Origin of the sequence: Pedobacter immunditicola, from assembly GCF_037482985.1 — a bacterium.
Classification (GTDB): Bacteria; Bacteroidota; Bacteroidia; order Sphingobacteriales; family Sphingobacteriaceae; genus Pedobacter; species Pedobacter immunditicola.
Genome location: NZ_JBBHKC010000007.1, coordinates 258,822 through 283,954, shown reverse-complemented (window position 1 = coordinate 283,954; position 25,133 = coordinate 258,822). Strand labels below are relative to the sequence as shown.

At 42.2% G+C, this 25,133-nt stretch carries 24 protein-coding genes; 12 read left to right on the top strand and 12 right to left on the bottom strand.

What is annotated here, in order from left to right:
• Positions 1-2 precede the first annotated feature (2 nt).
• Genes WG905_RS14555 through WG905_RS14540 form a run of 4 tightly spaced genes read right to left on the bottom strand, consistent with a single transcriptional unit; the run spans position 3 to position 5,369 of the window.
• Positions 3-1,310, bottom strand: coding sequence for a sensor histidine kinase (locus WG905_RS14555; RefSeq protein ID WP_339592462.1), 1,308 nt, complete (start codon positions 1,308-1,310; stop codon positions 3-5).
• A 40-nt stretch (positions 1,311-1,350) separates the two neighbouring features.
• Complete coding sequence (locus WG905_RS14550; protein ID WP_339592461.1) at positions 1,351-2,625, bottom strand: sensor histidine kinase; 1,275 nt, start codon at positions 2,623-2,625, stop codon at positions 1,351-1,353.
• 8 nt (positions 2,626-2,633) lie between these two features.
• Positions 2,634-4,415: an arginine--tRNA ligase gene (argS, locus tag WG905_RS14545; RefSeq protein ID WP_339592460.1), complete on the bottom strand. Its 1,782-nt coding sequence runs from the start codon at positions 4,413-4,415 to the stop codon at positions 2,634-2,636.
• A 3-nt stretch (positions 4,416-4,418) separates the two neighbouring features.
• Positions 4,419-5,369 carry an arginase gene (locus WG905_RS14540; protein ID WP_339592459.1) on the bottom strand — a complete coding sequence of 317 codons (951 nt, stop codon included), beginning with the start codon at positions 5,367-5,369 and terminating at the stop codon, positions 4,419-4,421.
• A 101-nt stretch (positions 5,370-5,470) separates the two neighbouring features.
• On the opposite strand from WG905_RS14540, the gene WG905_RS14535 reads away from it, so the two are divergent.
• Positions 5,471-6,859, top strand: coding sequence for an arginine decarboxylase (locus tag WG905_RS14535; RefSeq protein WP_339592458.1), 1,389 nt, complete (start codon positions 5,471-5,473; stop codon positions 6,857-6,859).
• Between the two features lie 106 nt (positions 6,860-6,965).
• On the opposite strand, the gene WG905_RS14530 is transcribed toward WG905_RS14535, so the two are convergent.
• Both WG905_RS14530 and WG905_RS14525 read right to left on the bottom strand, forming a co-directional pair.
• Entirely contained in the window at positions 6,966-7,898 is a 933-nt protein-coding gene (locus WG905_RS14530; protein ID WP_339592457.1) for a hypothetical protein, read from the bottom strand.
• 463 nt (positions 7,899-8,361) lie between these two features.
• On the bottom strand, positions 8,362-8,793 hold the full coding sequence (locus WG905_RS14525; RefSeq protein ID WP_339592456.1) for an Hsp20/alpha crystallin family protein: 432 nt from the start codon (positions 8,791-8,793) through the stop codon (positions 8,362-8,364).
• An 86-nt stretch (positions 8,794-8,879) separates the two neighbouring features.
• On the opposite strand from WG905_RS14525, the gene WG905_RS14520 reads away from it, so the two are divergent.
• Positions 8,880-9,374 carry an acyl-CoA thioesterase gene (locus WG905_RS14520; RefSeq protein WP_339592455.1) on the top strand — a complete coding sequence of 165 codons (495 nt, stop codon included), beginning with the start codon at positions 8,880-8,882 and terminating at the stop codon, positions 9,372-9,374.
• A gap of 219 nt (positions 9,375-9,593) precedes the next feature.
• Here WG905_RS14520 and WG905_RS14515 read toward each other — a convergent pair whose 3' ends face one another.
• Both WG905_RS14515 and WG905_RS14510 read right to left on the bottom strand, forming a co-directional pair.
• Positions 9,594-10,991: an FAD-binding oxidoreductase gene (locus WG905_RS14515; RefSeq protein ID WP_339592454.1), complete on the bottom strand. Its 1,398-nt coding sequence runs from the start codon at positions 10,989-10,991 to the stop codon at positions 9,594-9,596.
• 51 nt (positions 10,992-11,042) lie between these two features.
• Positions 11,043-11,432 carry a dihydroneopterin aldolase gene (locus tag WG905_RS14510; protein ID WP_339592453.1) on the bottom strand — a complete coding sequence of 130 codons (390 nt, stop codon included), beginning with the start codon at positions 11,430-11,432 and terminating at the stop codon, positions 11,043-11,045.
• A 252-nt stretch (positions 11,433-11,684) separates the two neighbouring features.
• Between WG905_RS14510 and WG905_RS14505 the strand changes: the two genes are divergently transcribed.
• From WG905_RS14505 to WG905_RS14485, 5 genes are all read left to right on the top strand, one after another.
• Positions 11,685-12,875, top strand: coding sequence for an acyl-CoA dehydrogenase family protein (locus WG905_RS14505; RefSeq protein WP_339592452.1), 1,191 nt, complete (start codon positions 11,685-11,687; stop codon positions 12,873-12,875).
• 75 nt (positions 12,876-12,950) lie between these two features.
• Positions 12,951-13,334 (top strand): SRPBCC domain-containing protein, encoded by a 384-nt coding sequence (locus WG905_RS14500; protein ID WP_339592451.1) that lies wholly within the window; start codon positions 12,951-12,953, stop codon positions 13,332-13,334.
• A 118-nt stretch (positions 13,335-13,452) separates the two neighbouring features.
• The gene (locus WG905_RS14495; RefSeq protein ID WP_339592450.1) at positions 13,453-13,668 is read left to right on the top strand and encodes a hypothetical protein; all 216 of its coding nucleotides are present in this window, start codon (positions 13,453-13,455) and stop codon (positions 13,666-13,668) included.
• 161 nt (positions 13,669-13,829) lie between these two features.
• Positions 13,830-14,090 (top strand): hypothetical protein, encoded by a 261-nt coding sequence (locus WG905_RS14490; protein ID WP_339592449.1) that lies wholly within the window; start codon positions 13,830-13,832, stop codon positions 14,088-14,090.
• A 525-nt stretch (positions 14,091-14,615) separates the two neighbouring features.
• On the top strand, positions 14,616-15,299 hold the full coding sequence (locus tag WG905_RS14485; RefSeq protein ID WP_339592448.1) for a hypothetical protein: 684 nt from the start codon (positions 14,616-14,618) through the stop codon (positions 15,297-15,299).
• Positions 15,300-16,123: 824 nt separating this feature from the next.
• Here WG905_RS14485 and lysA read toward each other — a convergent pair.
• Entirely contained in the window at positions 16,124-17,275 is a 1,152-nt protein-coding gene (lysA, locus tag WG905_RS14480; protein ID WP_339592480.1) for a diaminopimelate decarboxylase, read from the bottom strand.
• Between the two features lies 1 nt (position 17,276).
• Here lysA and WG905_RS14475 point away from each other — a divergent pair, with 1 nt between their 5' ends.
• A complete protein-coding gene (locus tag WG905_RS14475) occupies positions 17,277-17,453 on the top strand; it encodes a hypothetical protein (RefSeq protein WP_339592447.1) in 177 nt (58 codons plus the stop codon).
• 48 nt (positions 17,454-17,501) lie between these two features.
• Here the strand turns inward: WG905_RS14475 and WG905_RS14470 are convergent, their stop codons facing one another.
• Positions 17,502-18,815 (bottom strand): aspartate kinase, encoded by a 1,314-nt coding sequence (locus WG905_RS14470; protein WP_339592446.1) that lies wholly within the window; start codon positions 18,813-18,815, stop codon positions 17,502-17,504.
• Positions 18,816-19,117: 302 nt separating this feature from the next.
• Here WG905_RS14470 and WG905_RS14465 point away from each other — a divergent pair, with 302 nt between their 5' ends.
• From WG905_RS14465 to WG905_RS14455, 3 genes are all read left to right on the top strand, one after another.
• Positions 19,118-20,851 carry a phospho-sugar mutase gene (locus WG905_RS14465; RefSeq protein WP_339592445.1) on the top strand — a complete coding sequence of 578 codons (1,734 nt, stop codon included), beginning with the start codon at positions 19,118-19,120 and terminating at the stop codon, positions 20,849-20,851.
• Between the two features lie 69 nt (positions 20,852-20,920).
• On the top strand, positions 20,921-21,409 hold the full coding sequence (locus tag WG905_RS14460) for a hypothetical protein (RefSeq protein WP_339592444.1): 489 nt from the start codon (positions 20,921-20,923) through the stop codon (positions 21,407-21,409).
• Between the two features lie 76 nt (positions 21,410-21,485).
• Positions 21,486-22,400: a DnaJ C-terminal domain-containing protein gene (locus WG905_RS14455; protein ID WP_339592443.1), complete on the top strand. Its 915-nt coding sequence runs from the start codon at positions 21,486-21,488 to the stop codon at positions 22,398-22,400.
• On the opposite strand, the gene WG905_RS14450 is transcribed toward WG905_RS14455, so the two are convergent.
• Together WG905_RS14450 and tal are read right to left on the bottom strand one after the other, a co-directional pair.
• Positions 22,390-23,277 carry an SDR family oxidoreductase gene (locus WG905_RS14450; RefSeq protein WP_339592442.1) on the bottom strand — a complete coding sequence of 296 codons (888 nt, stop codon included), beginning with the start codon at positions 23,275-23,277 and terminating at the stop codon, positions 22,390-22,392. The genes WG905_RS14455 and WG905_RS14450 overlap by 11 nt on opposite strands.
• A gap of 11 nt (positions 23,278-23,288) precedes the next feature.
• Positions 23,289-24,386, bottom strand: coding sequence for a transaldolase (tal, locus tag WG905_RS14445; RefSeq protein ID WP_339592441.1), 1,098 nt, complete (start codon positions 24,384-24,386; stop codon positions 23,289-23,291).
• A 135-nt stretch (positions 24,387-24,521) separates the two neighbouring features.
• On the opposite strand from tal, the gene WG905_RS14440 reads away from it, so the two are divergent.
• On the top strand, positions 24,522-25,130 hold the full coding sequence (locus WG905_RS14440; RefSeq protein ID WP_339592440.1) for a hypothetical protein: 609 nt from the start codon (positions 24,522-24,524) through the stop codon (positions 25,128-25,130).
• Positions 25,131-25,133 lie beyond the last annotated feature (3 nt).

The following is a 25,133-nucleotide window of genomic DNA, read 5'->3' as shown; positions in this document are numbered from 1 at the left end:
TTTTAACTCAGTTCAGCGAGTTGTTTTTTATTCATTTCCCCCATTGGAAGGGAAACATAAAAGGTGGTTCCTTCCGATGCTGCACTTTCAAACCATAAATCGCCACCTTGCTGAACCATAAAATCCTTACTGAGGATCAGGCCCAGACCAGTACCTTTTTCATTTGCCGTGCCATAGCTGGAAGAAACGTTCAAGGTAAATATTTTATCTTGTTTATCATCCTTAATACCTATCCCATTATCTTTCAGCCTGATGATGCAATTACCATTTTCTCTAAAAGCATGAATTTCGATATTTCCCCCAATGTGCGAAAATTTAATTGCATTGTTAAGTAAATTCCGCAACACCACATTCAACATGTTCTGATCAGCCTTCACATATAGATCGTCTTCGGCATATAATTGGACATTAATCTTTTTAAGTTCGGCCTGGGTTTGGAAAAGTTGAACAAGGCCGGTAAGCAATGCTTGGAGACCAATGTTTTCCACTTGCACATAATTGAGTTGCATCTGGTTTTTTGCCCAGAGCAGCAAATTATTCAGCAAGGTACTGGCATCATCCAGCGAGCGTGCCAGGCTTTTCTCAATCGTCCTGCGCTCTTCAACTTCCAGCTCTACCGTCTGTAAAAGGTCCAAATATTGTTTTACCGAAGACATCGGTGCATTTAAATCATGCGAAATAATGGAAAACAGTTTATCCTTTTCCTCGTTTAATTTCAACATACTTAATGCTTTTTCTTCGACCAGTTCTTTTTGCTCATCATAACTTTTTCGAAGCTGTACCGTACCCACATAAATTAAGGCAATCACAATGAAGTAAGTAACGCCCATATTAAAAAACAACTCCGGGCGACTATCATAATGTTGCTGTATCATCACGGGATGTTGAAATTCCAGGTATAGCAGCGTAAGCACGAGCAGCGCATTGAATAAAAACCAAATCAGGCGATGCTTTTTCGGTACGATCAAGAGTACAATAAACAAGGTTACCGCAGAAAGAAGCAGGCTGTTCCCACTCACCCCGGCATTAAAAATATAGCCACCGATACGGGTGATGCTGATATTAATAACTGATAAACTGATAGCCAGGCTCAGTTGGTTTTTGAAACGACTTAAATAGTATAAGCCAAACTGTACCAGCCCTGTACAGATCGATAGATAAACTGCATATTGAAATGGACCAAATGCATACAGCACCGCACCAACCAAAATCGGCACCATACTAATCAAAGAAATAGAATGAAATATCCTGCTTTCCAGCGAAAATTCAGCGGGATGGCCAATAAGAAATTTGAAGCGTTTTTGGAGCATATAATTTAAAAAAATTGACCTCAACAATATATATTATTTTTTACGCATTCGGCAGGGAAACATAAAAAGTAGTTCCTTCCCAGGGTGTACTGTTGAACCAGAGGTCTCCCCCCAGCTGCACCATAAAATCCTTGCTTAATATCAACCCCAGGCCAGTACCTTTTTCGTTGGCAGTGCCATAGCTGGAGGAGATGTTCAGGGTAAAGATCTTATCTTGTTTGTCTCCCGTAATGCCTATTCCATGATCCTTCAAACTGATCACACACTGGTTGTTTTCGCTGAAAGCGCGGAATTCAATCTCCCCGCCCAGGTGTGAAAACTTAATGGCATTGTTCAATAAATTCCGGAAAACAACATTCAACATGTTCTGATCTGCCTTTACATGTAAATCGTCTTCAACGCACATTTTAATGCTGATCTTTTTATGATCGGCCTGTACCCGGTAAAGATCCACCGTTTCGGTCAGCAGCGCTTTGATATGGATCGTTTCCAACTGCACATAATTGAGGTGCATCTGGTTTTTTGCCCAGAGCAGCAGATTATTCAACAAGGTATTGGCTTCATTCAGCGAGCGCGCAAGACTTTGCTCAATAGTCTTGCGTTCTTCGGTATCCAGCTCCACAGCCTGCAACAGGTCGAGGTATTGCTTTACCGTCGCCATTGGCGCAGTTAAATCATGCGAAATGATGGAAAACAACTTGTCCTTCTCCTGGTTGGAATGGGTCAGTTTAAGCGCTTTATTTTCTGCCGCATCCTTTTGCTTGTTGTAATTGTTCCTGAGCATCACCGCGCCGATATAAATCATGACGGCAGCAAGCAGGTAGGTAACCACCAGGTCTACATATTTTTCGGTCCGGTCATGGTATCCTTTCTTTACAATCCCCGGGTTAAGGTATTCCAGGTACACCATCACCAATAACACGGCAACAGTAAGGAGAAACCAGAAAAATCTTTGTTTTTGGGGCACCACCAGCAACACTAAAAATAAGGTCTCCACAGAAAGTAACATCGCGTTACCAGCAATACCTGCGTTATACATATACCCAAATACATGGGTAATGCTCAGGGCGATGACAGTAAGGGAAACGGCTAAATGTAACTTGTTTTTAAACCTGCTAAGATAAAACAGGCCGGTCATGGCCAGTCCTACCATGGCGGACAGCAAGGAAGCTTCCTGTAGCCTGGTGAACTGATAAAATAGGGCCTGTCCAAAAATGCTGATGATCGCTATCAAGCTAAACGTATGAAATATCCTGCTTTGCAGTAGAAATTCCTCCGGATCACCTACTAAATATTGGAAAGACCTTTTTATCATCTGTTGTTTTACATTCGTTCAGGCACCGTAATGCCTAGTAACTTCATTCCCGATTTTAAAATATTTGCCGTCACGAAGCATAGGTTTAAACGGTGATGTTTGATCTTTTCGTCTTCCTCTTTTACAATCGGCGGAATTTCATGGTAAAATTTATTGAACAGCTTGGCTACTTCGTATAAGTAATTGGCCAGTGTCGCCGGACTGTATCCTTTTGCTGCTGCTGCAATTTCAACTTCATATTTAGACAATAAAATCACCATCTCCAACTCTACTTCAGTAATGGCTAAATCGGGATCACTTTGATGACCTGCTGCAAAACCTGCCTTTTTTAATAAGGATTTAATACGGGCATGGGTATATTGGATAAATGGCCCGGTATTACCCTGGAAATCAATGGACTCTGAAGGATCAAACAACAGCCTTTTCTTAGGTTCTACTTTTAAAAGGAAATATTTTAAAGCACCCATCCCAATGTTATAGTACAGCTGCTCTTTCTCTTCTGCAGAGAATTCATTGACTTTGCCCAGCTCTTCCGTTTTTTGTCTTGCCGTGTCGATCATCTCTGCAATCAGGTCATCGGCATCCACAACCGTTCCTTCCCTTGATTTCATCTTTCCGCTTGGCAGATCCACCATCCCGTAAGATAAATGGTGCAGTCCTGTGGCCCATGTTTTCTCCAGCTTCTTCAGGATCAGGAACAGCACCTTGAAATGGTAATCCTGTTCATTGCCCACCACATAAATGGATTCATCCATTTTGAAATCATCGTATTTCATTTGTGCCGTGCCCAGATCCTGGGTGATGTACACCGAGGTGCCATCTGCACGCATCACTAATTTCTCATCCAGGCCATCTGCAGTAAGGTCGATCCAAACGGATCCATCTTCTTTTTTGTAAAAGACACCCTTTGACAGTCCTTCATCCACCACATCCTTACCCAGAAGATAAGTATCGCTTTCATAATAATATTTATCGAAATCTACACCCAGGTTTTTATAGGTTACATCGAAACCGGCATATACCCAGGTATTCATGGTTTTCCAGAGATCGATCACGGCTGGCTCTCCTTTTTCCCAGGCCAGCAACATTTCCTGCGCTTCTTTAATCAGCGGCGCATTTTTCTTGGCTTCTTCTTCTGTTTGTCCGGCGGCTTTTAATTGCTCGATTTCTTTTTTATATTCTTTATCGAAGATCACATAGTATTTTCCCACCAGGTGATCGCCTTTTAAACCGGTACTTTCAGGTGTTTCCTCGTTCCCGAATTTTTGCCAGGCGAGCATGGATTTACAGATGTGAATGCCCCTGTCGTTAACCAGGTTCACTTTATATACCTCATCGCCATTCGCTTTCAGTAATTCGGCTACCGAATAACCCAATAAGTTATTGCGCACATGGCCTAAATGCAAAGGTTTATTGGTGTTTGGCGATGAATATTCAACCATCACCTTATTGCCATTGGGTTTTAAAACACCAAAAGCGGGATCCAGTAATTCGGTATTCAACAGGTTTACAAAGTAGTATTCGGCAATCACTAAGTTTAAAAAGCCTTTGATGACATTGTAAGAGATCACTTCTTCCACATTTTCGACCAGGTATTCGCCCAGGTCATTCGCTGTGGCTTCAGGTGATTTTTTGGAGTAACGGGTGATCGGGAAAACCACCACCGTAACTTGTCCTTCAAATTCTGTACGGGTGTCTTGAACGTTTACCTGCTCTTCAGGGATATCAAGGTTATATATTTGTTTTACGCCTGCTACTGTTTTGGTAATGATATTTCTTTCAATCTTCATAAACTATTCGTTTCTAAAAGCGTTAGTCGCTTTAATTAATATTTCAAAGGCATTTTCTGCCATCTGATTTTCACGGTCTAAAGTGGGGTTTACTTCGGTGATCTCAAAACAGCAGACCTTTTTATGGACCAGCAGTTTCGACATCAGGCTGCCGGCTTCACGTTCGGTTAAGCCCTGGGCTACGGGCGTTCCGGTTCCCCTGGAGGAGGTTGGATCTAAAGAATCTACATCAAAGGAAACATAAACTAAATCGCAATGGTCCAGGTGCAACATCGCTTCAATGGCCACCCGCTCCACACTTCTTTTTCTTAAATCTGCTGTAGTGATGATTTTAACATTATGCTTTTTAATCAGGCTCTCTTCTGCTGCCTCCATATCCCTGGCGGAAATCAGGACCAGGTCCTGGTAAGTGATCTTTGGGGCTATATTATCGACGTTTTTCAGCTGAAACCAATAGTTAATGGTTTCCTGATCAAGTTTGTTCACTTTCGCGTCCAAATTATCTTCATCGAGCACCATCGCCAGCGGCATGCCGTGCATATTTCCCGACGGTGTGGTATAAGGGGAATGCAAATCTGCATGGGCATCGATCCAGATTACCCCCAGTCGCGCCTTGGGGTGAGCTGCCTTAATTCCCGCAATGGTGCCGGCCGCCGTACTGTGGTCGCCCGCTAATACAATCGGAAATTCGTTCTGGGTTAAGGTTTCCTGCACCACATCACTTACCCGCTCCACCATCGTTAAAATACCCGATATGCGCTTTGCATAGGGGCTTCCGGTGCTTTCCAGCAGTAAATGGTTCTCATTGGGAACTTCCACAGATTTATGCTTTTTGAAGAATCTGCTTCCATAATCAAGGGCCGCAATTTTGATTGCATCAACGCCTAAACTGGCACCCCGGGTACCGGCGCCAATCTCTGATTTCACTTCAATAATCTTCAATGTTTTGGTCATAAAAAAAATTACGGCTGTGTTTTATAAAAGGCTTATCTTTGTGCCAAAATTAGGTGAAATTAATTTGCTAAACCTTTAAAAATTGTTCAAAAATATAAAAAATGCAGAGTTACTCCGAATTTCTTGATCTAAGTGTTGGTTTTCCACAGGAAGGCTACGACATTATAGACGATGAATTATACTTCCAGGACCTGAACTTAATGGAGATGATTGAAACTTATGGTACGCCATTGCGTTTCACCTACCTGCCGATGGTCAGTAAAAAAATCCAGCAAGCGAAGATCTTATTCCAGACCGCTATCCTCAAGAACAATTACAGAGGTGATTACAAGTACTGTTATTGTACAAAAAGCTCCCATTTCCGCCATATCGTGGAAGAAGCCCTGAAAAACGGGATCCACCTGGAAACTTCTTCGGCTTTCGATATGCCCATGATCGATGCGTTGGAGAAAAAGGGTGCTGTCGACAAGAGCATCACCGTGATCTGTAATGGTTTTAAAACCTATCAGTATAAACAGTATATCATTGATATGCTCCATGATGGTTATACCAACATCATTCCTGTATTGGACAACAAGGAAGAATTTAACTTGTATGACGATGAGGTGGAATTAGATACACCATGTAATTTGGGTATCAGGATTGCCGCGGAGGAACAACCGGATTCACAGTTCTATACTTCCCGTTTAGGGGTGAGAATGGAAGATGTGATTGATTTATACAATAATAAGATTGCAGTGAACCCTAATTTCAGGGTGAAGTTATTGCATTTCTTCATTAACTCGGGTATCTCGGATACACCTTACTACTGGAACGAGCTGGAGAAATATGTAACTTTATACTGTAAGTTTAAAAAGATCAATCCGGAATTAGATACGTTGGATATTGGTGGCGGAATGCCATTCAAAGATTCACTGGTATTTGATTTTGATTATGAATACATGGTGAATGAGATCGTGAAACGGATCAAGGAAATTTGTGCGGAGCACGATGTCATTGAACCGGATATCATCACTGAATTTGGTAAATACACCGTAGCGGAAGCTTCTGGTATCCTTTATAAAGTACTCGGCCGTAAACAACAAAACGACAGGGAAAAATGGCTGATGCTGGATGGTTCTTTCATCACCAACCTGCCTGATGTTTGGGCACTGAACCAGAAATATGTGCTATTGCCGATTAACAACTGGGATGCGGAATATGAAAGAGTAAACTTGGGTGGGATTACCTGCGATGGTCAGGATTACTACAACCAGGAAGCCCACATGAACAGTGTGTTTATGCCGAAAACGCGTAAAGTGCAGTACCTTGGTTTCTTTAACACAGGTGCTTACCAGGAAGTGTTAAGCGGTTACGGTGGCATCCACCACTGCTTATTGCCTAGCCCTAAACATGTGATCATCCGCAGAAACCGTGACGAGACCTTTAACTTTGAGGTATTCGGTGAGGAACAGAATAGTAAACAGGTGTTGAAAATTCTGGGTTACTAGGAAATATAAAATTATCGTCATCCCGGACGCCGTTCCGGGATCTAATGAAAATCTCAAATCCCCCCTCACCGGGGGATTTTTTGTGTTGATGTATTTTTAAGCATCATCAACGGTAAGTAACTTTTATAGTTCGCCATGAAGCGCCTCCAATGCCTGGTATCGATTTGATGGACGTAGCATAGCCCTGAGCGTTGTACTCAGATACAAATTTTTCCGCTTTGTTCCAGTCTGGATTTACTGTAGGGGCAACATCTCCCAGTTGATGTTCACTGTAAACACTTACAGGATGATGCTGCGAAACTATCGAACCAAAATTATAGGGGTGAAACCCCAGTTGCAAATAGGCCCCATAAAGATGATGTGGGTTGGTGTCATAGCGATAATGCGAATACACGGCAAACGCAGGCCTTACTAAAAATCCTGAACCAGGAGCAATCGACAGATCCAGTTGCCTGCTACGTAAAATGTCATTCTCCTGGTACTGAAAGGTCATCGTCTCCATGACTCCGGCTTTCAAAGGAAGCTCATAATCAACCAGATAAGTGATCGAAGCAGGCAGTTTTGCAACGCCGTTGTACTCGTGTTTTGCGATCACAGAACCCTGATAAAGACTTTTCAACTGTGTATTAACTGTCCCAGCTGATTTTGTATGGTGATGGTGATAGATACTGTCTGCAACAATGGCCGCAAGTCGACCTTGATCATCCCATTGGTATTTCAAACTTTCAATATACTCCTGAGTGAGCCCGAATTGATCTGTTGTAATGCGGTATATGCGCGAGGAGCTGACTTTGTCTTGCTCGCTATACTTAAATTGCCGGTCGTTTATCCGGGAAATACGGTGCTGTTGATCATACTCAAATGTATATTTTAATGTACGTGATGGGATCGATGAAATGGTGGAATGCACTATTTCTTCTAAAGTGGCTATTCTCATTTGATCAGGGGAAGGCTGGTCCTTTTTACCACAGGAAAGTAGCAGGACAGTCAGAAAAAAAGAAATGGAATATACTTTTGAGTATTTAAATGACCTCATCATGTTGATTTAAGTTGTTGATATGACTTTTTAGTTTTATTCCTCATCTGTGACTATCGAATTACTCCCGAAAGTCGCTAAAGCAAAGCTTCGACAGTGGTTCACTTCATCTTGAAATACCCCTGTTTGAATAACGGACTGCAGTTAGTTAAAACTGAAAGACCTATAAACCTACGGCTATTGCATTCGAAATATAAATTCATTTAAGTTAATTCTAATTATCGTTTTCGCAAAAGAAACCATCATAAGATGATGATAGCTTCATCACGGTTAAAAAACAAACTATACACTGATGAAAAAGATATTTAAACTGATTGTTTCAAACTTCATTGCCCAAATACCCAATACATAAAAAAAGCCCTTAAATGTGATTTTAAGGGCTTCTTATCGCTTAGAAAATAGTATCGTTAAACTGCTAACCGCTTGCCTGGCAGGCAAGCGGTCTTTCTTTTAAAAAGGTATCCAATTAAGATACTTTAATCTCGATGTCTTTAACTTTGCTTTCGTCTTTTTTGCCAATGGTAATGTTTAAAATACCGTTTACATATTCAGCAGCTATTTTTTCTGCGTCAACTGTTTCTGGTAAAACGAATGACCTGGCGAAAGAATTATAATCAAACTCTTTACGGGTATAATCTTTTTGCTCCCCTTCTACTGCCTTTTTTTCTGCCCATACAGACAAGGTGTCTTTTTTCAAATTGATTTGAAAATCTTCTTTAGTTAAGCCCGGTGCAGCGACTTCAATTTTATAATCCTCAGCGCTTTCTATAATATTTACCCCTGGAATTTTGCTGATCACAAGGTTCTTATTTAAAGCGTCGCTAAACAATGAGTCGAATACGTTGTTAAAGTAAGGCGCTGTGTTGCGGGTTCTGTTTTGAAAATTTACTAGTGTCATAATTAATTCTCCTTTTTTTATTTTAAGTTTTTTAATTTTATATAGCTAATACCTCCTATTCAACTCTTGTACCAACCCTATTTTCTATGATATTTAAGACATTTTGGCGTAAAAAAGAAAAACGACCAGACAAAACGGCAGAAGTAATCAATCATTTCGACAATTATAAGTATAAAACGACTATCGACACCCGTTTTGCGGATTTCGATATGATGGGCCACGCTAACAATTCCGTCTACTTCACCTACCTTGAAATTGCCCGCACCAAATACTGGCACCATGCCATCAACTGGGACTGGAAGAAAACAGGTGTCGTGATCGCCAATGCATCTTTGGACTACATTACACCTATATTCCTTGAAGACAAACTCATTATTTATGTCCGCACCTCCAGAATAGGCAAAACCAGTTTTGACCTCGAATACTTAATCGTGAAACTGGCTGGAGGCAAAGAAGTCATCTGCAGCAAAGGCAAAACAGTTTGTGTAGCCTTTGATTATGCCGCTAAAGCTGCTGCCGATATCCCCATCAGGGAAAGGGAGAAAATGATGGCCTTCGAACAGCTTACCGAGACTATATAACGGCACCACTTTGGATGCACCCCAGCTCTACAGCATATCTAGGTTTTGCCGGGAAAAGGTAGATACACCGTAGATCCACCCTAGATCCACCCTAGATTCAAATGAAGCTAAGGACAGTCTGGACGTCATCAATAAAGAGGTTGTATCATGAGATGGGCACGTCATGCTGATGGCGCATTTGATCAATGATACAACCTCTTTTTATTAGTAATTAAGGGACTAGAATATCTTTCCGGGATTCAAAATGTTTTTGGGGTCAAAAACTTGTTTGATGCTGCGCATCAGGTTGAGGTGGATCTCGCTGTATTTGATGGGCATGAATTCTTTTTGCACCAGTCCGATGCCATGTTCTCCTGAAATGGTACCGCCTAAGGCTGTAGTCAGCTCAAAAATTTCCACGATGCCATCTTTCAACTTGTTTTTCCAGTCTTCATCGCTCATTCCTGCCTTGATGATATTGATATGCAAATTGCCATCACCGGCATGGCCATAACAAACACTTTCGAAACCGTAGTTGTAACCTATTTCCTTGATGCCGTTAATCAGCTTTGGCAAAGCCGCCCTCGGTACCACTGTATCTTCTTCCTTATAAACTGAATTCGATTTAACGGATTCGGCCATCGTCCGGCGCATCCGCCATAAATCTTCTTTCTGCTGTGCAGTATCTGCGAAAAGCACGTCACTGCAATTGAACTGCTCTAACACCACATTCGTTTTTTCGCAATCCCTAAAGATAGTGTCCATATCATCTCCATCAAATTCGATCATCAAAAAGGCATTGACGCCATCCTTCAAGTCAAATTTGATATCATCGTATTTGATCACCCACTCTACTCCTTTTCTTTCCATAAACTCTAAAGCAGATGGCGTAATACCTGCCCTGAAAATCGCCGAAACTGCTGCACAGGCAGATTCGTTTTCTGAAAAGGATCCGAGCATCAGCACAGTTTGTGTAGGCCTGGGGATCAGTTTGGTGACAATTTTTGTGACCACACCTAATGTCCCTTCCGAACCTATCAGCAGCTGCGTCAGGTTATAGCCGGAAGAATATTTTAAGGTATTGGCACCCGTCCAGATCACCTCCCCTGAAGGAAGAACAACTTCCAGGTTCAGGATATACTCCCTGATCGTGCCATATTTGACTACCCTTGGTCCGCCGGAACAATGGGCTACATTACCGCCAATGAAGCAGGAACCTTTACTGGAAGGGTCCACAGGGTACAACAAGCCGACTTCAGCTACTGCATTGATGAACTCTTCGGTAATTACGCCGGGCTCTACCGTCGCCTGCAGGTTCGCTGTGTCAATATCGATAATGGCTTTGAATTTTTCCATCGACAACAACACTCCGCCGAATATGGGTAAAGCGGCACCACTTAAACCGGTCCCTCCACCTCGTGGGGTAACAGGGACATGTTTTTCTGAACATAATTTCAGCAATGCAGCAACTGCCGCGGTATCCATCGGTTTAACCACTACTTCCGGATAGTATTTTAAATCTTCCGTTTCGTCGTGGGCATAATTGCTCAATGATTCTTCATCGGTGAATACATTGGCCGCACCTACAGCGCTCTTTATTTCATCAAGTAAATCAACAGTGATCTTAGTGTATTGCATTAGTGGTTTAATTGGGTGTAAATTGTGGTATAGATATTAATATTTTATGCGTCAAAATGATTTGTAATAGGTATCACTTTGCTCCGATGCCGTGTAATGTAATTGCACAAAAGAATGGTGAACCGCCCCGGGCATGCATGGGTTTAATTTTTTGATACCGACCTCAATGGTCAGCAAAAATGGGAAAGCACCAAGAATGCGGTAAAGGATGTTTTTTACGACGGTTTCCAGCAGCTGCTGGGTCTTTACCATCTCCTCGCCCATAATAGCATTCAGCACTTCATAATTGACCGTATGATGCAGGGCCTCAGAATCTTCTGATGGTAAAAAGGTGACCGTGGCACTCACCATAAAATGGCTACCAATAAGCTGTTCTTCAGGGTAATAACCATGAAAAGAGAAGAATTTAACATCCTTTAATGCGACGGTTTGTATGAACATGTGCCTGTATCTTTACGCAAATTTAATTTTTTAATGGCATCTTGCCTCCCATTACGCTAATTTATTAACTTTGATTGTTAAGGAGCGGGATTTTGACCGTATTTAATCGTGCGAAAAATATCCCGTAGACCTTTATTAATTTAATATATTTTTGTCAGAATAGCGAACCGAATTATACGATGATAAGGAATGCTGCATACGTTAACAACAAGCTCCTGAAATATAAATACCCGACCTCAAATTAACCCGAAAATGAACAAATCCGCAAAGAAAGACCTCTACGAATCGCCTGATTATTACCAGTTAGATGAATTATTAACGGAAGAACACCGCCTGATAAGGGCTTCGGCGCGCGACTGGGTGAAAAAGGAAGTAAGTCCGATCATAGAGGATTATGCACAAAGAGCAGAATTTCCTAAACAGCTGATTAAAGGACTGGCAGATATAGGTGCTTTTGGCCCTACAATCCCTGTTGAATATGGTGGCGCAGGGCTGGATTACATTTCTTACGGAATCTTAATGCAGGAAATTGAACGTGGGGATTCCGGAATACGCTCTACCGCTTCGGTACAGGGCTCTTTGGTGATGTACCCCATTTTCGCCTATGGTACAGAAGAACAGCGACTGAAATACCTCCCTAAACTGGCATCCGGTGAATTGATGGGCTGCTTTGGCCTTACTGAGCCTGACCATGGTTCTAATCCGGGTGGAATGGTCACCAATATCAAAGATAACGGCGATCACTATATCCTGAACGGCGCCAAAATGTGGATCTCCAACGCCCCTTTCGCAGATATTGCAGTGGTATGGGCTAAGGATGAGATGGGTAAAATAAGGGGACTTGTGGTGGAACGCGGCATGGAAGGTTTTACTACACCGGAAACGCATAACAAATGGAGCTTAAGAGCTTCTGCCACGGGTGAGTTGGTATTCGACAATGTGAAGGTTCCTAAAGGAAATATTTTCCCGGATATCCGCGGCCTAAAAGGTCCATTGGGATGCTTAAACCAGGCACGTTACGGCATTGCCTGGGGTGCTTTAGGGGCTGCCATGGATTGTTATGATACGGCTTTGCGTTATGCGAAAGAAAGAGTTCAGTTTGGCAGGCCTATCGGTGGTTTCCAGCTGCAGCAAAAGAAACTGGCCGAGATGGTGACGGAAATCACCAAAGCACAGTTACTGGTATGGCGACTGGGGGTGCTGAAAAGCGAAAACCGCGCTTCAGCTGAACAAATCTCCATGGCGAAAAGAAATAGCGTGGAAATCGCCCTTGATATCGCCAGAAACGCCAGACAGATGCTTGGCGGCATGGGCATCACCGGCGAATACTCCATTATGCGCCACATGATGAACCTCGAATCTGTTGTCACCTATGAGGGCACACATGATATACATTTACTAATCACCGGAATGGATGTGACCGGACTAAACGCTTTTAAATAACAAATCATAAATTAAAGCGGTAACATAATTTTGCTCCTGATCGCTTTTTTGCCTTTGAATAACGAAAATAAACAAATGAAGACCTTTAAAAAATATTACACCTTCCCTGCGCCTCCTGAAGAGGTTTATCTGGCGATGACGAAAGCACAAAGTATACAGTTGTGGACGGGTGCCGAAGCTGAATTTACGGAGGAAGTTGGCACTGAATTTTCTTTCTGGGAAGGCGACATTGTGGGTAAAAACCTGGAGCTGGACTATGGTAAAAAAATTGTTCAACAATGGTACTTCGGTGACGACAATGAACCTTCTATTGTGACCATTAAACTCCACCCGGATAAAAAAGGAACTTCCCTTGAGTTTGTCCAAACGAATATCCCTGAAGAAGATTATGACGACTTCACTTCTGGTCTAAATGAACACTTTTTTGGTGGCCTGCAGGATTTCTTTGAAGAGGAATAGCAATTAAGCATCAAGGGATCAGGGTGGATAGCTTGATTAATTTTATAATCGAAACAGAAAAGCTGCTCCGTTTGTTCCTTCAGAGAATTTAATGCTTATCATTTAATTAATCGCTACTATGAACAAAAACATCGGACTCATTTTTATCGTCATTGGCGCTATTCTTCTGATCTGGACAGGTTTTACTTACACCTCGAAAGAAAAACTCGTTGATGCCGGACCCATTCAGATCTCTGCAGACCGCGAAAAAACCGTCAACTGGTCGCCTTATGCCGGCGGACTCATTTTAGTGGCAGGTATCGTTATTTTAGTGACCTCAAAAAACAAAGCTTAAGGAAAATGGCATTGCTCAATGTTTAAATTGGGCAATGCCATTCCGTTTCTCCTTATTGACTCCGCTGCGCTTCATTAATCGTTTTTGCTTCCGTATCTTTGAAAAATAGTCATGATGCCCCCGAGCGCTTCATTACTTTAAATAAAAACAATTAGTTACAGATGGAAACCGAGAATCCCTACCAACTTTTTAATGCACAGATTTTAGAAGATTGGAAAAATAATGGTGTTAAATATATTAAACTGGTGGAGTTGGAAACCAATTTAGCTGTGAAGTTTTTCGAGCTTATTCCAGATTCTGAAATCCCCGATGATGAGGACACCATATACCCAATTGATTCGGAAGAAATAGAAGAACTGCTGGAGCCTGAACCAAAAATCAAATTCCTGGTACACCGGGTTTACCTGGAAGAAGATATCTAATAAAAACTGTCTCACCGTCCTTTATCCGTTTAATTAGCCCGCTGCGAAAAAACCTTTCCAGCACGCAGTCAATTGATTTGAGAGCATAGGTGATGCATTTATTTTGAGACCCCCGCCGCAAATACTTTAATATCCTGAACTTTCCATTATTCTAATTATCCGTTTTACGGGTTATTTGCGTTTTAATGGTTATTTCCATTCTATTCGTTATTTCTATCTTACGAGTATTTACGTTTTAAGGGTTTTACATAATGGTTATTCGCGTTTTACTAGTAATTTCGATTTTACTGGTCATTTCTTTTTAACAAGTATTTACATTTTACGGGGTTTTTACGTTTTAAGGTTATTCCCGTTTTACGGGTTATTTCTAATTTACTAGTAATTTTAAATTATTACTTAAACAATAAGGTTTTCATTAAATTATTAATTAAAATAATAACTATCTTTATTTTACTTCGCAAAGGATAAAGCTGCCCCCCTCTCTTTTACATTTTCGCACAATTTCTGTAACTCAAAAAATGTATTATGAAAACGACATTCTTAAACAAGTGGGTCATCTTCGTACCCTTGTTTGCAGCTGTATTGTTCAGCGCATGCGATAAAGAAGAAAATGACGATCCCGTACGTGTAGTAGATCAACCATTTACGATGACATCCGCAACGCACCCACGAATCAGTCCTATTGCCCCCAAACCTTTAGAAGGACAACCAACGATGATTGCATATGCCAATGCAGCGGGTAGCGGAACGGGCACTGCAACCGAGATGGGAGAAATCAAAAACTGGTTTAACCAGTTGGTTTACAGTCCTACAGGCGCAAATCCGCCCACCGGATCAGCTTTGGCCCCAATTGTGGAAGCGCTCAATTATCCGGTTTTGGGTGCCCCTCTACCTTTAATCCAGGAAAATGACTTTGATGAACTGCGCGAAGCCAATACCTGGATTGATATCCCTGTAGCTGTCGATGGCGATATCGTAAACTCTGTAATTTATAATGATAAAGGTGACGCAATATTCACCTCATTGACAACCGATTCTAAACTTACGCCCGCTTCCCCCACCCGTGTAAATTTTAGTGCCGAAGGCAAGTTTGTAGGTGGACGTGGAAAATTTGCAAACGCTACCGGAACCTACACCCACACAGGCTTTTTCAACCCCGAGAATTTTAATGAAGCCGGGTACAACATCGAGGGAAAAATCTCTTATTGATCACCCGCACCTTACCACAGCACCAAATCAATTGGCTTTTCCTTTGCCTTGGTTAATTGATCTGAATGCCCAAGTGTTATACCCTTTCGAACTCCTGCAATAGCATAGCCTTAACGAAACGATGCCTCTAAAAAACTATGATTAATTATGCAACTGGCTGCAGAACACAACCAAGAAAAAACTGAGCAAGCGACCAGCAAACTAACAAAAAAGCTACCAGGCAACCAAAAAAGTAGCCAGCAAAACAACTAATAGCTTACCAAAAAACAACCAAGCTAACAACCAGCTAAACAGCCAGACAATCAACAAAAAAACTAAAGCAACCAATCCAAAAACAACCAAGCTAACAACCAGCTAAACAAACTAAAGCAACCAACCCAAAAACAACCAAGCTAACAACCAGCAAAACAACCAGGCAACCAGCTAAACAGCCAGGCAATCAACCAAAAAAGTAGCCAGCAAAACAACCAAGCAACCAGAAAACCAACCAAAAAAACAACCAAGCAACCAACAAAAAACTAAAGCAACCAATCCAAAAACAACCAAGCTAACAACCAGCAAAACTGCCAAGCAAACAACCAAAACCTACCAGGCAAACAACCAGCTAAACAACCAAAACCTTACCAAGCAACCAACCAAAAAAATAGCCAGCTAAACAGCCAAGCAAACAACCAAGAAAATCCCTGGAACGCAACCCTATTTGCAAATTTGCCTTTTAATTTTGCAGCCTAACAAGATACTTAATTTGAAAAAAAGCTATTGCTGTTTAAGGACATCCGTTCTCTCCTTCTGAGAACGAGGACGAAAACAGCAATAGCTTTTTTCTATTTGTTATACCCAAAATTAACCGCATCGCGCAAATTATAATGCGATGTCATGACCTCACCATAAGCCCCCGTACTCCTGATCGCAATCAAATCTCCCCGCTTCGTTTCCGGCAGCTCCACTTCCTTGCCAAAGCAATCCGTGCTCTCACAGATAGGCCCCACCACATCATACTTAACTGTAGCGGCCTCTTCGGTTCTGCTGATATTTTCAATCTTATGGTAAGCCTGGTATAAAGCCGGGCGCATTAATTCAGTCATGCCTGCATCCAGGATGATAAAATTCTTCTTTTTACCGTTCTTCACGTACAGCACTTTGCTGATCAGCGATGACGACTGGCCCACCAGCGCCCTACCCAATTCAAAATGTACCTCCTGGCTCGGACGAACCTGCAGGAATTCATTGAAGATATTGAAGTAAGCAACGAAGTCAGGGATCTGCTGATCAGGATGGTGGTAATCGATACCCAGGCCACCGCCCACATTAAGTACCTTCACCAGGAAGCCATGATCTTCAAACCAGGCAGCAAACTCATTCACACGAACGCAGAGGTTTTTATACACGTCCAGGTTGGTAATTTGTGAACCGATATGGAAATGTATACCCACAAACTCCAGCTGAGGACATTTCTTCAACATCTCCACACAATCATTCAGGTCCCAGGAGTTGACACCAAACTTATTCTCATCCAGGCCCGTCGTGATGTTATGATGCGTATGGGCATCCACATTGGGGTTGATCCGGATGGCCACTTTAGCAGTTTTACCCTTTTTAGCGGCCAGTTCATTGATCACTTCCAGCTCCTGTACAGATTCTACGTTGAAGCAAAAGATATCCTGGTCAAGGGCAAGGTTAATCTCCTTATCGGATTTCCCCACACCAGCAAAAACCACCTGATTTTTATCAAAGCCAACTTCGATGGCCTTCTTTACTTCACCACCACTCACACAGTCGGCACCAAAACCTGTAGCCTTGATTTTTTTCAAAACTTCCGGATTAAAATTGGCCTTCATGGCGTAATGGACATGAAAATTATACACCTTTGCAGCATCGGCGCAAGCATTCAACGTTTTTTGCAATAAGGCAAGATCGTAATAATAGAAAGGCGTATCCAGATTATTGAGGTGACTTATATCTTTATGAGAAAATATCATGTTTAAAATTCTTATTATATTCGTGTTGATTGGATTGTTGTTGATCTTCATCGGCAATTACCTGGATTTTCGGCGACAAAAGATCGACAAAAAAGAGTACGACAGGAGAACAAGGCTCTTTATCGTACTCATCTTTATTGCGATTGCCATTTTTGTCTATCTCAAAAAGAAATAATCGGTTAATGGCTTTCATGATGCTGCTAAGCGTAGGTTTGAAATAAACTTATTCAAATAAACGGTTGTGCAGACTTCTTAAGGCTTCTGTTTTATCCTTCGTATTGATCAGCAGGGAAATGTTATAATTGCTGCCACCATAAGAAATCATACGGAGTGGAATGTGTTTCACGGCATCCAGCACTCTGGAAGCAAATCCATGTTTATCGGCACTGAAATCACCAACAACACAAACAATCGTTTGGTCTTTATCGATGTCCACAGACCCAAATGCATGTAACTCTTCCACAATTTTATGGAGATTATCGGTAAAATCTACCGTTAGCGACACCGCAACCTCTGAAGTGGTGATCATGTCGATAGGCGTTTTATACCTTTCAAAAATCTCAAATACCCTTCTTAAAAAGCCATAGGCAAGAAGCATTCTGCTGGAATGAATTTTAATAGCCGTGATACCGTCTTTTGCAGCAATAGATTTGATTTTACCTTTCTCACTTTCATTAGAGATTAAAGTACCCATCGCCTTTGGCTCCATGGTATTTAACAACCTCACCGGAATCTTGTATTTCTGTGCCGGGAAAACTGATTGCGGGTGTAAAATCTTCGCGCCGAAATAAGCAAGCTCTGCCGCTTCATCAAAAGATAAATGAGAAATTGGCTTAGTTCCTTTAACGATCCGCGGATCATTGTTATGCATTCCGTCGATATCAGTCCAGATTTGAACTTCTTCAGCAGTGATGGCCGCACCAATTAAGGAAGCCGTATAATCACTTCCGCCCCTTCTCAGGTTATCTACTTCACCAAAACTATTGCGGCAGATAAATCCTTGCGTAATAAATAATGTATTTCCTTTATGTTGTTCCAGAATCGGCTTTAGGTGTTTAGTGATAAAAGGAACATCAGGCTCATTGTCTTCATCGGTTTTCATAAAATCCAATGCCGCTAACAATACTGAAGGCACATTGATGGATTTTAAATAGATATGGTATAAGGTGGTCGACAACAGTTCTCCCTGTGCCAGTACCACTCTTTCTTCGATGGGCGTAAACAGATCGTTAGCCAGGGAAGCGATAAAGTTTAAATGGTAATCTACAACTTCCTGACCTTGCTCCCTGAAATCGCCTTCAGGCAAAAGTTCAGTGATAAAGGTGTTGTAGTGCTGATGTAGGGCGTTAATTAAAGTTAACGCCGTTTCCTTGTCCTCCTTTAAAAGTTTGTTAGAGATTTCCACTAAACTATTGGTGGTGCCGGACACTGCCGATAAAACCACAATTTGTTCTTCTGCGGGATTGATGATATCCAGCAACTTTGCCATCCGCTCTGGGCTTCCGACAGAAGTTCCTCCAAACTTTAATATTTTCATTTCTATATATTTGTTTTTAAGTGGTAATGAAGCTATCATAGGTTTTATGATCGTTTCATTGTTATTTTATTGCTTTTATGGTTTAATTAATGCTATTTAGGGATTTATAACCATAATAATGGTAATATTTATATTTTTGTATAGCTCTTTAACCTTCAGGCCGTGAAAATAATAAAACGATATGAAAAAGAGAGACATAAGCAAAATAATATTTGGAATATGACCTTGTATTAGCCTGCTGAACAAAATAGGATACCGAAGAATTAGTAAAATCCATTTTTAAAAACCGACATAAAACTTATATGCAGCTAGAACCTTCCACATTAGAAACCATCAACCAATGGCTTAATGGTAATTACGATCAGGAGACCAAAAATGAAATCCAACAACTGGTTGACGGTGAAGCATACACGGAGCTTACGGATGCTTTTTACAGAGACCTTGAATTTGGGACTGGAGGTTTAAGAGGAATTATGGGTGCTGGTTCTAACCGGATCAACAAATATACCATCGGAACTGCAACACAGGGTTTGAGTAACTATTTGCTGAAAAAATACCCAGGCAAGGTCATCAAGGTTGCTATTGCGCACGACAGCCGTAATAATTCTGATTATTTTGCTCAGGTTACTGCAGATGTTTTTACCGCCAATGGCATCAAAGTTTATTTCTTTAAGGAGTTAAGGCCTACGCCGGAACTTTCCTTTGCCATCAGGCACCTGGGATGCCGTAGTGGCGTGATGCTTACCGCATCTCATAATCCTAAAGAATATAACGGTTACAAAGCTTACGGATGGGATGGCGGTCAGTTTACGGCGCCCGATGACGTGGAAGTGATGAAAGAAGTGGCTAACATCCGCAGTATCGATGAGGTGAAGTTTGATCGTGTGGAGAAGAACATCCAGTTGATTGGGGAAGATATTGATCAGTTGTACCTCGACAGTATTGCCGCGCTTTCTGTATCACCTGAAGCGATTGCCCGTCAGAAAGACCTGAAAATTGTTTTCTCACCGATCCACGGAACGGGAATTACACTTGTACCAAAAGCACTGGCACAATTCGGCTTTACAAATCTGACCCTGGTGGAGGAACAAAGTACGCCGGATGGTAATTTCCCAACCGTTGTTTACCCGAACCCGGAGGAAAAAGAAGCAATGACCTTAGCGCTAAAAAAAGCAAATGAAATTGATGCTGATCTGGTGATGGCAACAGATCCGGATGCCGATCGTGTGGGAATTGCAGTAAAAAATAACGATGGCCAGTTTGTGCTTTTAAATGGAAACCAAACCGGCAGCCTGCTGATCAATTACTTGTTAACTGCATGGCAGGAAAAAGGCAAACTGGATGGTAATCAATATATTGTAAAAACAATAGTAACTACTAACCTGATAGAGGCCGTCGCTAATGCGAAAAACGTAACCTGTCACAATACGCTGACTGGTTTTAAATGGATTGGCAAGCTGATGACAGAATTGCAGGGTAAAAAAACCTTCATTGTGGGTGGCGAAGAAAGTTATGGTTATTCTGTGGGTGAGCTGGTAAGAGATAAAGATGCCGTTATTTCCTGCGCTTTTATTGCAGAAATGACAGCTTATTATAAAGATAAAGGCACTAGCCTGTACAATGCCTTGCTGGACATGTTTGTGGAGTATGGCTTGTATAGAGAAGAGCTTGTTTCCTTAACCAGAAAAGGAAAAACAGGTGCCGAAGAAATCAAAGCCATGATGGAAAAATTCAGAAACAACCCTCCTGCTGAATTGGGTGGCTCTAAAGTCATCACACTGAAAGATTATGAGTTGGGTATCGAAACGGACTTAAACACAGGTAGTACCAGTCCTTTGACACTTCCAAAATCTGATGTTTTACAATTCATCACAGCCGATGGCAGCATTGTATCTGCCCGTCCTTCTGGTACAGAGCCTAAAATTAAGTTTTATTGCAGCGTGAATGCGCCTTTAAGCGACAGAGCTCAATTTGAAGAGGTGAATGAGCAACTGGGTGCTAAAATTCACAATGTAATGGAAGATTTACAGGCTTAAGCCTGTTCATACCGTTATTTCAAAACGCATGATCACCTTGGTCATGCGTTTTTTTATTTACCTTTGGCTATGCTTAAATACTTCATTACTGTTGTGATGTGCCTGGGGATGATCGTGTGTAAAGCACAGGTAGAACAGCTGACAGATCTCGAGATCTGTATCAGTAAAACGACGACCCATGTAAGCGACTCGCTGGTAAACGCCGGCTGGAAGCTTGATCCTGCCCTCACCGGGAATTACGAAAGTGATTATTACCGGACTTTCTCTTTTGGCAACCTGGAGACAGACCCTAAGAAAGCAATGGCTTGGTTAAGGATCCATACCGAAAGAACAGCCGTGAACCGGGTATACTACCAGGCGCCGGATGAAGAAACTTTTAATCGTTTCCAGCAGGAAATTGAAGTCAGAAAAATAGTCAAAAATAGCCCTCAAACGATCGAGGGGCAAACGATGACGGCTTATGTCGGCAAGGATTTTGCTTACCAGACTATAGTATCCAATGGAAACTTCACCGTTGTTGTGATTGGCAAGAGATATTATGCAGATCATACCCGCTAACCAGCAGATCAGGTTTACCGAGATATTTTATTGTTTGCAAACACAATTAGTTAAATTTGGTTAAGATTCATCAGTTATGGCCTATATAGATTATTACAAAGTACTTGGGGTTGATAAATCAGCTTCCCAGGATGATATTAAAAAGGCTTACCGCAAGCTGGCCCGAAAATACCATCCGGATGTAAATGCCAATAACAAAGAAGCCGAAAAGCGGTTTAAGGAGATCAATGAAGCTAATGAGGCACTCAGCGACCCCGAAAAGCGCAAGAAGTACGATGAATACGGCGAAAACTGGAAACATGCCGAAGAATTTGAACAAGCGAAAAGATCAAGGACGCAAAGGCAATATGCCGGCGGCTCCAATCCTTTTGAGGGTGCAACCTATACCAGTGATGATTTTGGCGGTGGTTCCTTCTCTGATTTCTTCGAATCTTTGTTTGGCAGGCCTTCAGGCGCCGGACGGTCCCAGAGAAGCGCCACGAGGTTTAAAGGACAGGATTTCCAGGCTGAATTGCAATTATCCCTTGAACAGGCGTATACCACCCATAAACAAACTTTAACCGTTAATGGCAGGCAAATCAGGATCACTATCCCTGCCGGCATTGCCAACGGACAAGTGATCAAAGTGAAAGGCCAGGGAGGTCAGGGTGCCAATGGTGGCCCGAATGGCGACCTGTTCCTCACCATTATTGTTGCCGATGATCCTGTTTTTAAACGAATCAACGATGACCTTTATGAAACGGTTGACCTCGACTTATATACTGCCGTATTGGGCGGAGAAGTAATGGTTGACACCATGACAGGTAAAGTAAAACTAAAGGTGTTGCCAGGAACCCAGAACGGCAAAAAAGTGAGGTTGAAAGGTAAAGGATTTCCGCTTTATAAAAAAGAAGATCAGTTCGGCGACTTGTACCTTACTTTTAATGTACTCATCCCCGAAAAACTGACCGATCAACAAAGGGCATTGTTCCAGGAACTGGCTAAATTGTAACCCTGCCCCCCGTGATGGGTAGCGTTGCTCCTGAAATATAACTGGCTTCATCTGAAGCTAAAAACACATAGGCAGGTGAACACTCTACAGGTTGCCCCGGACGACCGATCGGCGTGTCCTTGCCGAAGTTTTCAGGATCCGGCATGGTAGAAGGAATCAAGGGTGTCCAAATCGGTCCTGGTGCCACTGCATTGACCCTGATGCCTTTTCCCGCCGAAAGCAAAATCTGACTTAAATTGGAAGTGAAATTTTGAATGGCGCCTTTGGTTGCCGCATAAGGAAGCAATACTGGTGTTGGTGAGTATGCGTTAACAGAGGTGGTATTGATGATGCTGCTTCCTGGCTTCAAATGGGGTTCTGCAGCCTTACAAAGGTAAAACATGGAATCAATATTGGTTTCGAAAGTATAACGCCACTCTTCTGAAGGGATTTCCTGCAATTCTTTATGTGCCATTTGAAAGGCAGCATTATTTACAAGGATATCAAGCTGTCCGAATTCTTCTACAGCTTTGTTGATGATGGCTTTACAATGTTCCTCCGATCGGATGTCGCCTTTGAGCAACACCGCCTTCCGCCCCGCTTTCTCCACATAACTGGCCGTATCCTGGGCATCTTTATCTTCAACATCTTCCAGGTAGGAAATGAGCACGTCTGCACCTTCCCTGGCAAAAGCAATGGCTACAGCCCTGCCGATACCGGAATCTCCCCCGGTGATGATGGCTTTCTTGCCTGCCAGTTTACCTGAACCTTTATAGGATTCTTCGCCATGATCGGCCTTTGGCATCAGCTCAGCTTCTACTCCAGGTGTTTCCTGTTCTTGTTTTGGAAATGGTGGTACCGGATATTTGGTATGCGGATTTTGATGATTGTTTTCCATAGTTTTTTGGTTTACACTGTTTTAACCTGTTCTTCTATAGCTTTTATTAACTTGTTGTATGGATTTATAAATTTCTGAATACCCTCTTCTTCGAGCCGGTGAGTTACCTCGCTCAGGTCTATACCTGCTGCTTTTAATTGGTCAAGAACCTGTTTAGCCTTATCCATACCCTGTTCCAACGAGTTAGAAGGATTTCCTTCAGTCCTGTATACCACTATCGTCTCCAATGGGACCGTATCAACGGTGTTAGGCCCGATGAGTGCGTCAACATATTTGGTAGCCTTAAACGCGGGATTTTTACTACTGGTACTCGCCCACAGTAATCTCTGTGGTTTTGCCCCTGCGGTACGCAGTTTTTCCCAGCGTGCGCCGCTGAAAATCTCTTTGTACATTTGATACGCAATTTTGGCGGAGGCGATGGCTACTTCGCCCTGCAACGCTGCCAGTCCCTTTTCTTCCAGCATCGGATCGATCATCACATCTATACGGCTCAGGAAAAAACTGGCTACAGAGGAGATGTGATTTACAGGCAGCCCTTTCTCCACCCTGGCTTCTATACCACTAATATATGCTTCTGCTACAGCTCTATACCGTTCTAAACTAAATAAAAGGGTGACATTGATATTAACCCCTTCCTGGATACAGTAACGGATAGCTTCCAATCCCTCCCTTGTACTTGGGATTTTAATCATCACATTTTCGCGGTCCACTTCCTTCCATAATTTTAACGCCTGGTCAATGGTGCCCTGCGTATCCAGTGCTAAACGGGGACTTACCTCCAGGCTAACGAAACCATCAGCACCCTTCACTTCTTCATTAAATACGGGCTTAAACAGATCTGCTGCATCGCGGATATCCGAAATTGCTAACTGGTAAAACAAGACTTCCATATCATCCGTATGGTTCAGAAGTTCCCGGATTTCGTCTTTATAATCATCGCTCCCAGTGATCGCTTTTTCAAATATGGCCGGGTTGGATGTCACCCCCCGCACACCATCTTCATCAATCAAACTTTGTAATTCCCCCGATTTGATAATTTGCCGATCGATAAAATCAAGCCAAATGCTCTGACCAAAATCGTGGATCTGTTTTACTTTATTCTTTTCCATGAGAATGAGGTTAAAAAAGAAAAACAATATCCCTTCTAAACAGTTTTTTCTAAACTGAAATATGACAACAGCCTGCAAAACAGACGGGTAGTGATATATTGAACTAACTATTGACCTGAATATAATTTAAACAAGATGAGTACAGCTGTTCCTGAACAAAATGAAGGTGGTAAAATGGATATCACTGCAAATATAGCCCTGGCCACTACTGAAGATGCCCGGGCATTTTACCAGACTGCCAAACAAAGACTCTTAGCGGTTTATAACTGGTATGAGATCTGTGCAGTCCCGGTTTCTACTTTTATGCTTACGGACCCACATGGAAGGGAAATAAAACGACCTGTACAAGAAGGCGACTACTTCAAAATAGATATTCCAGGCCCCGGAACCTCTACTGGTGATGGCTTTGACTGGGTAAGGGTAGAAAGTATCGAGGAAGAAAGCCTGAACCAGGCAGACACCATCAGTATGACCGTGAGGCCGGCTGCAAATCCTTTAAATGAGAAAGAGGATACAGCGCATTTCTTCAAAGACACGGCAACTTCTACTTTCCAGGTAAAAAGGATCGGAAACGAGGTGTATGCGGAAGTCCACGGCAGAAATGAACTTGCCAACACCGACACTGATCAAATGACTGATAATATCAGGAATACATTGGTGGGCTGGTCGGCTAAACTGGGCCTTTCCGCACCACAATGGAAGAGCCTGGTTACCGGTTTAGTAAAAAAACAAGACGGAAACTAACGT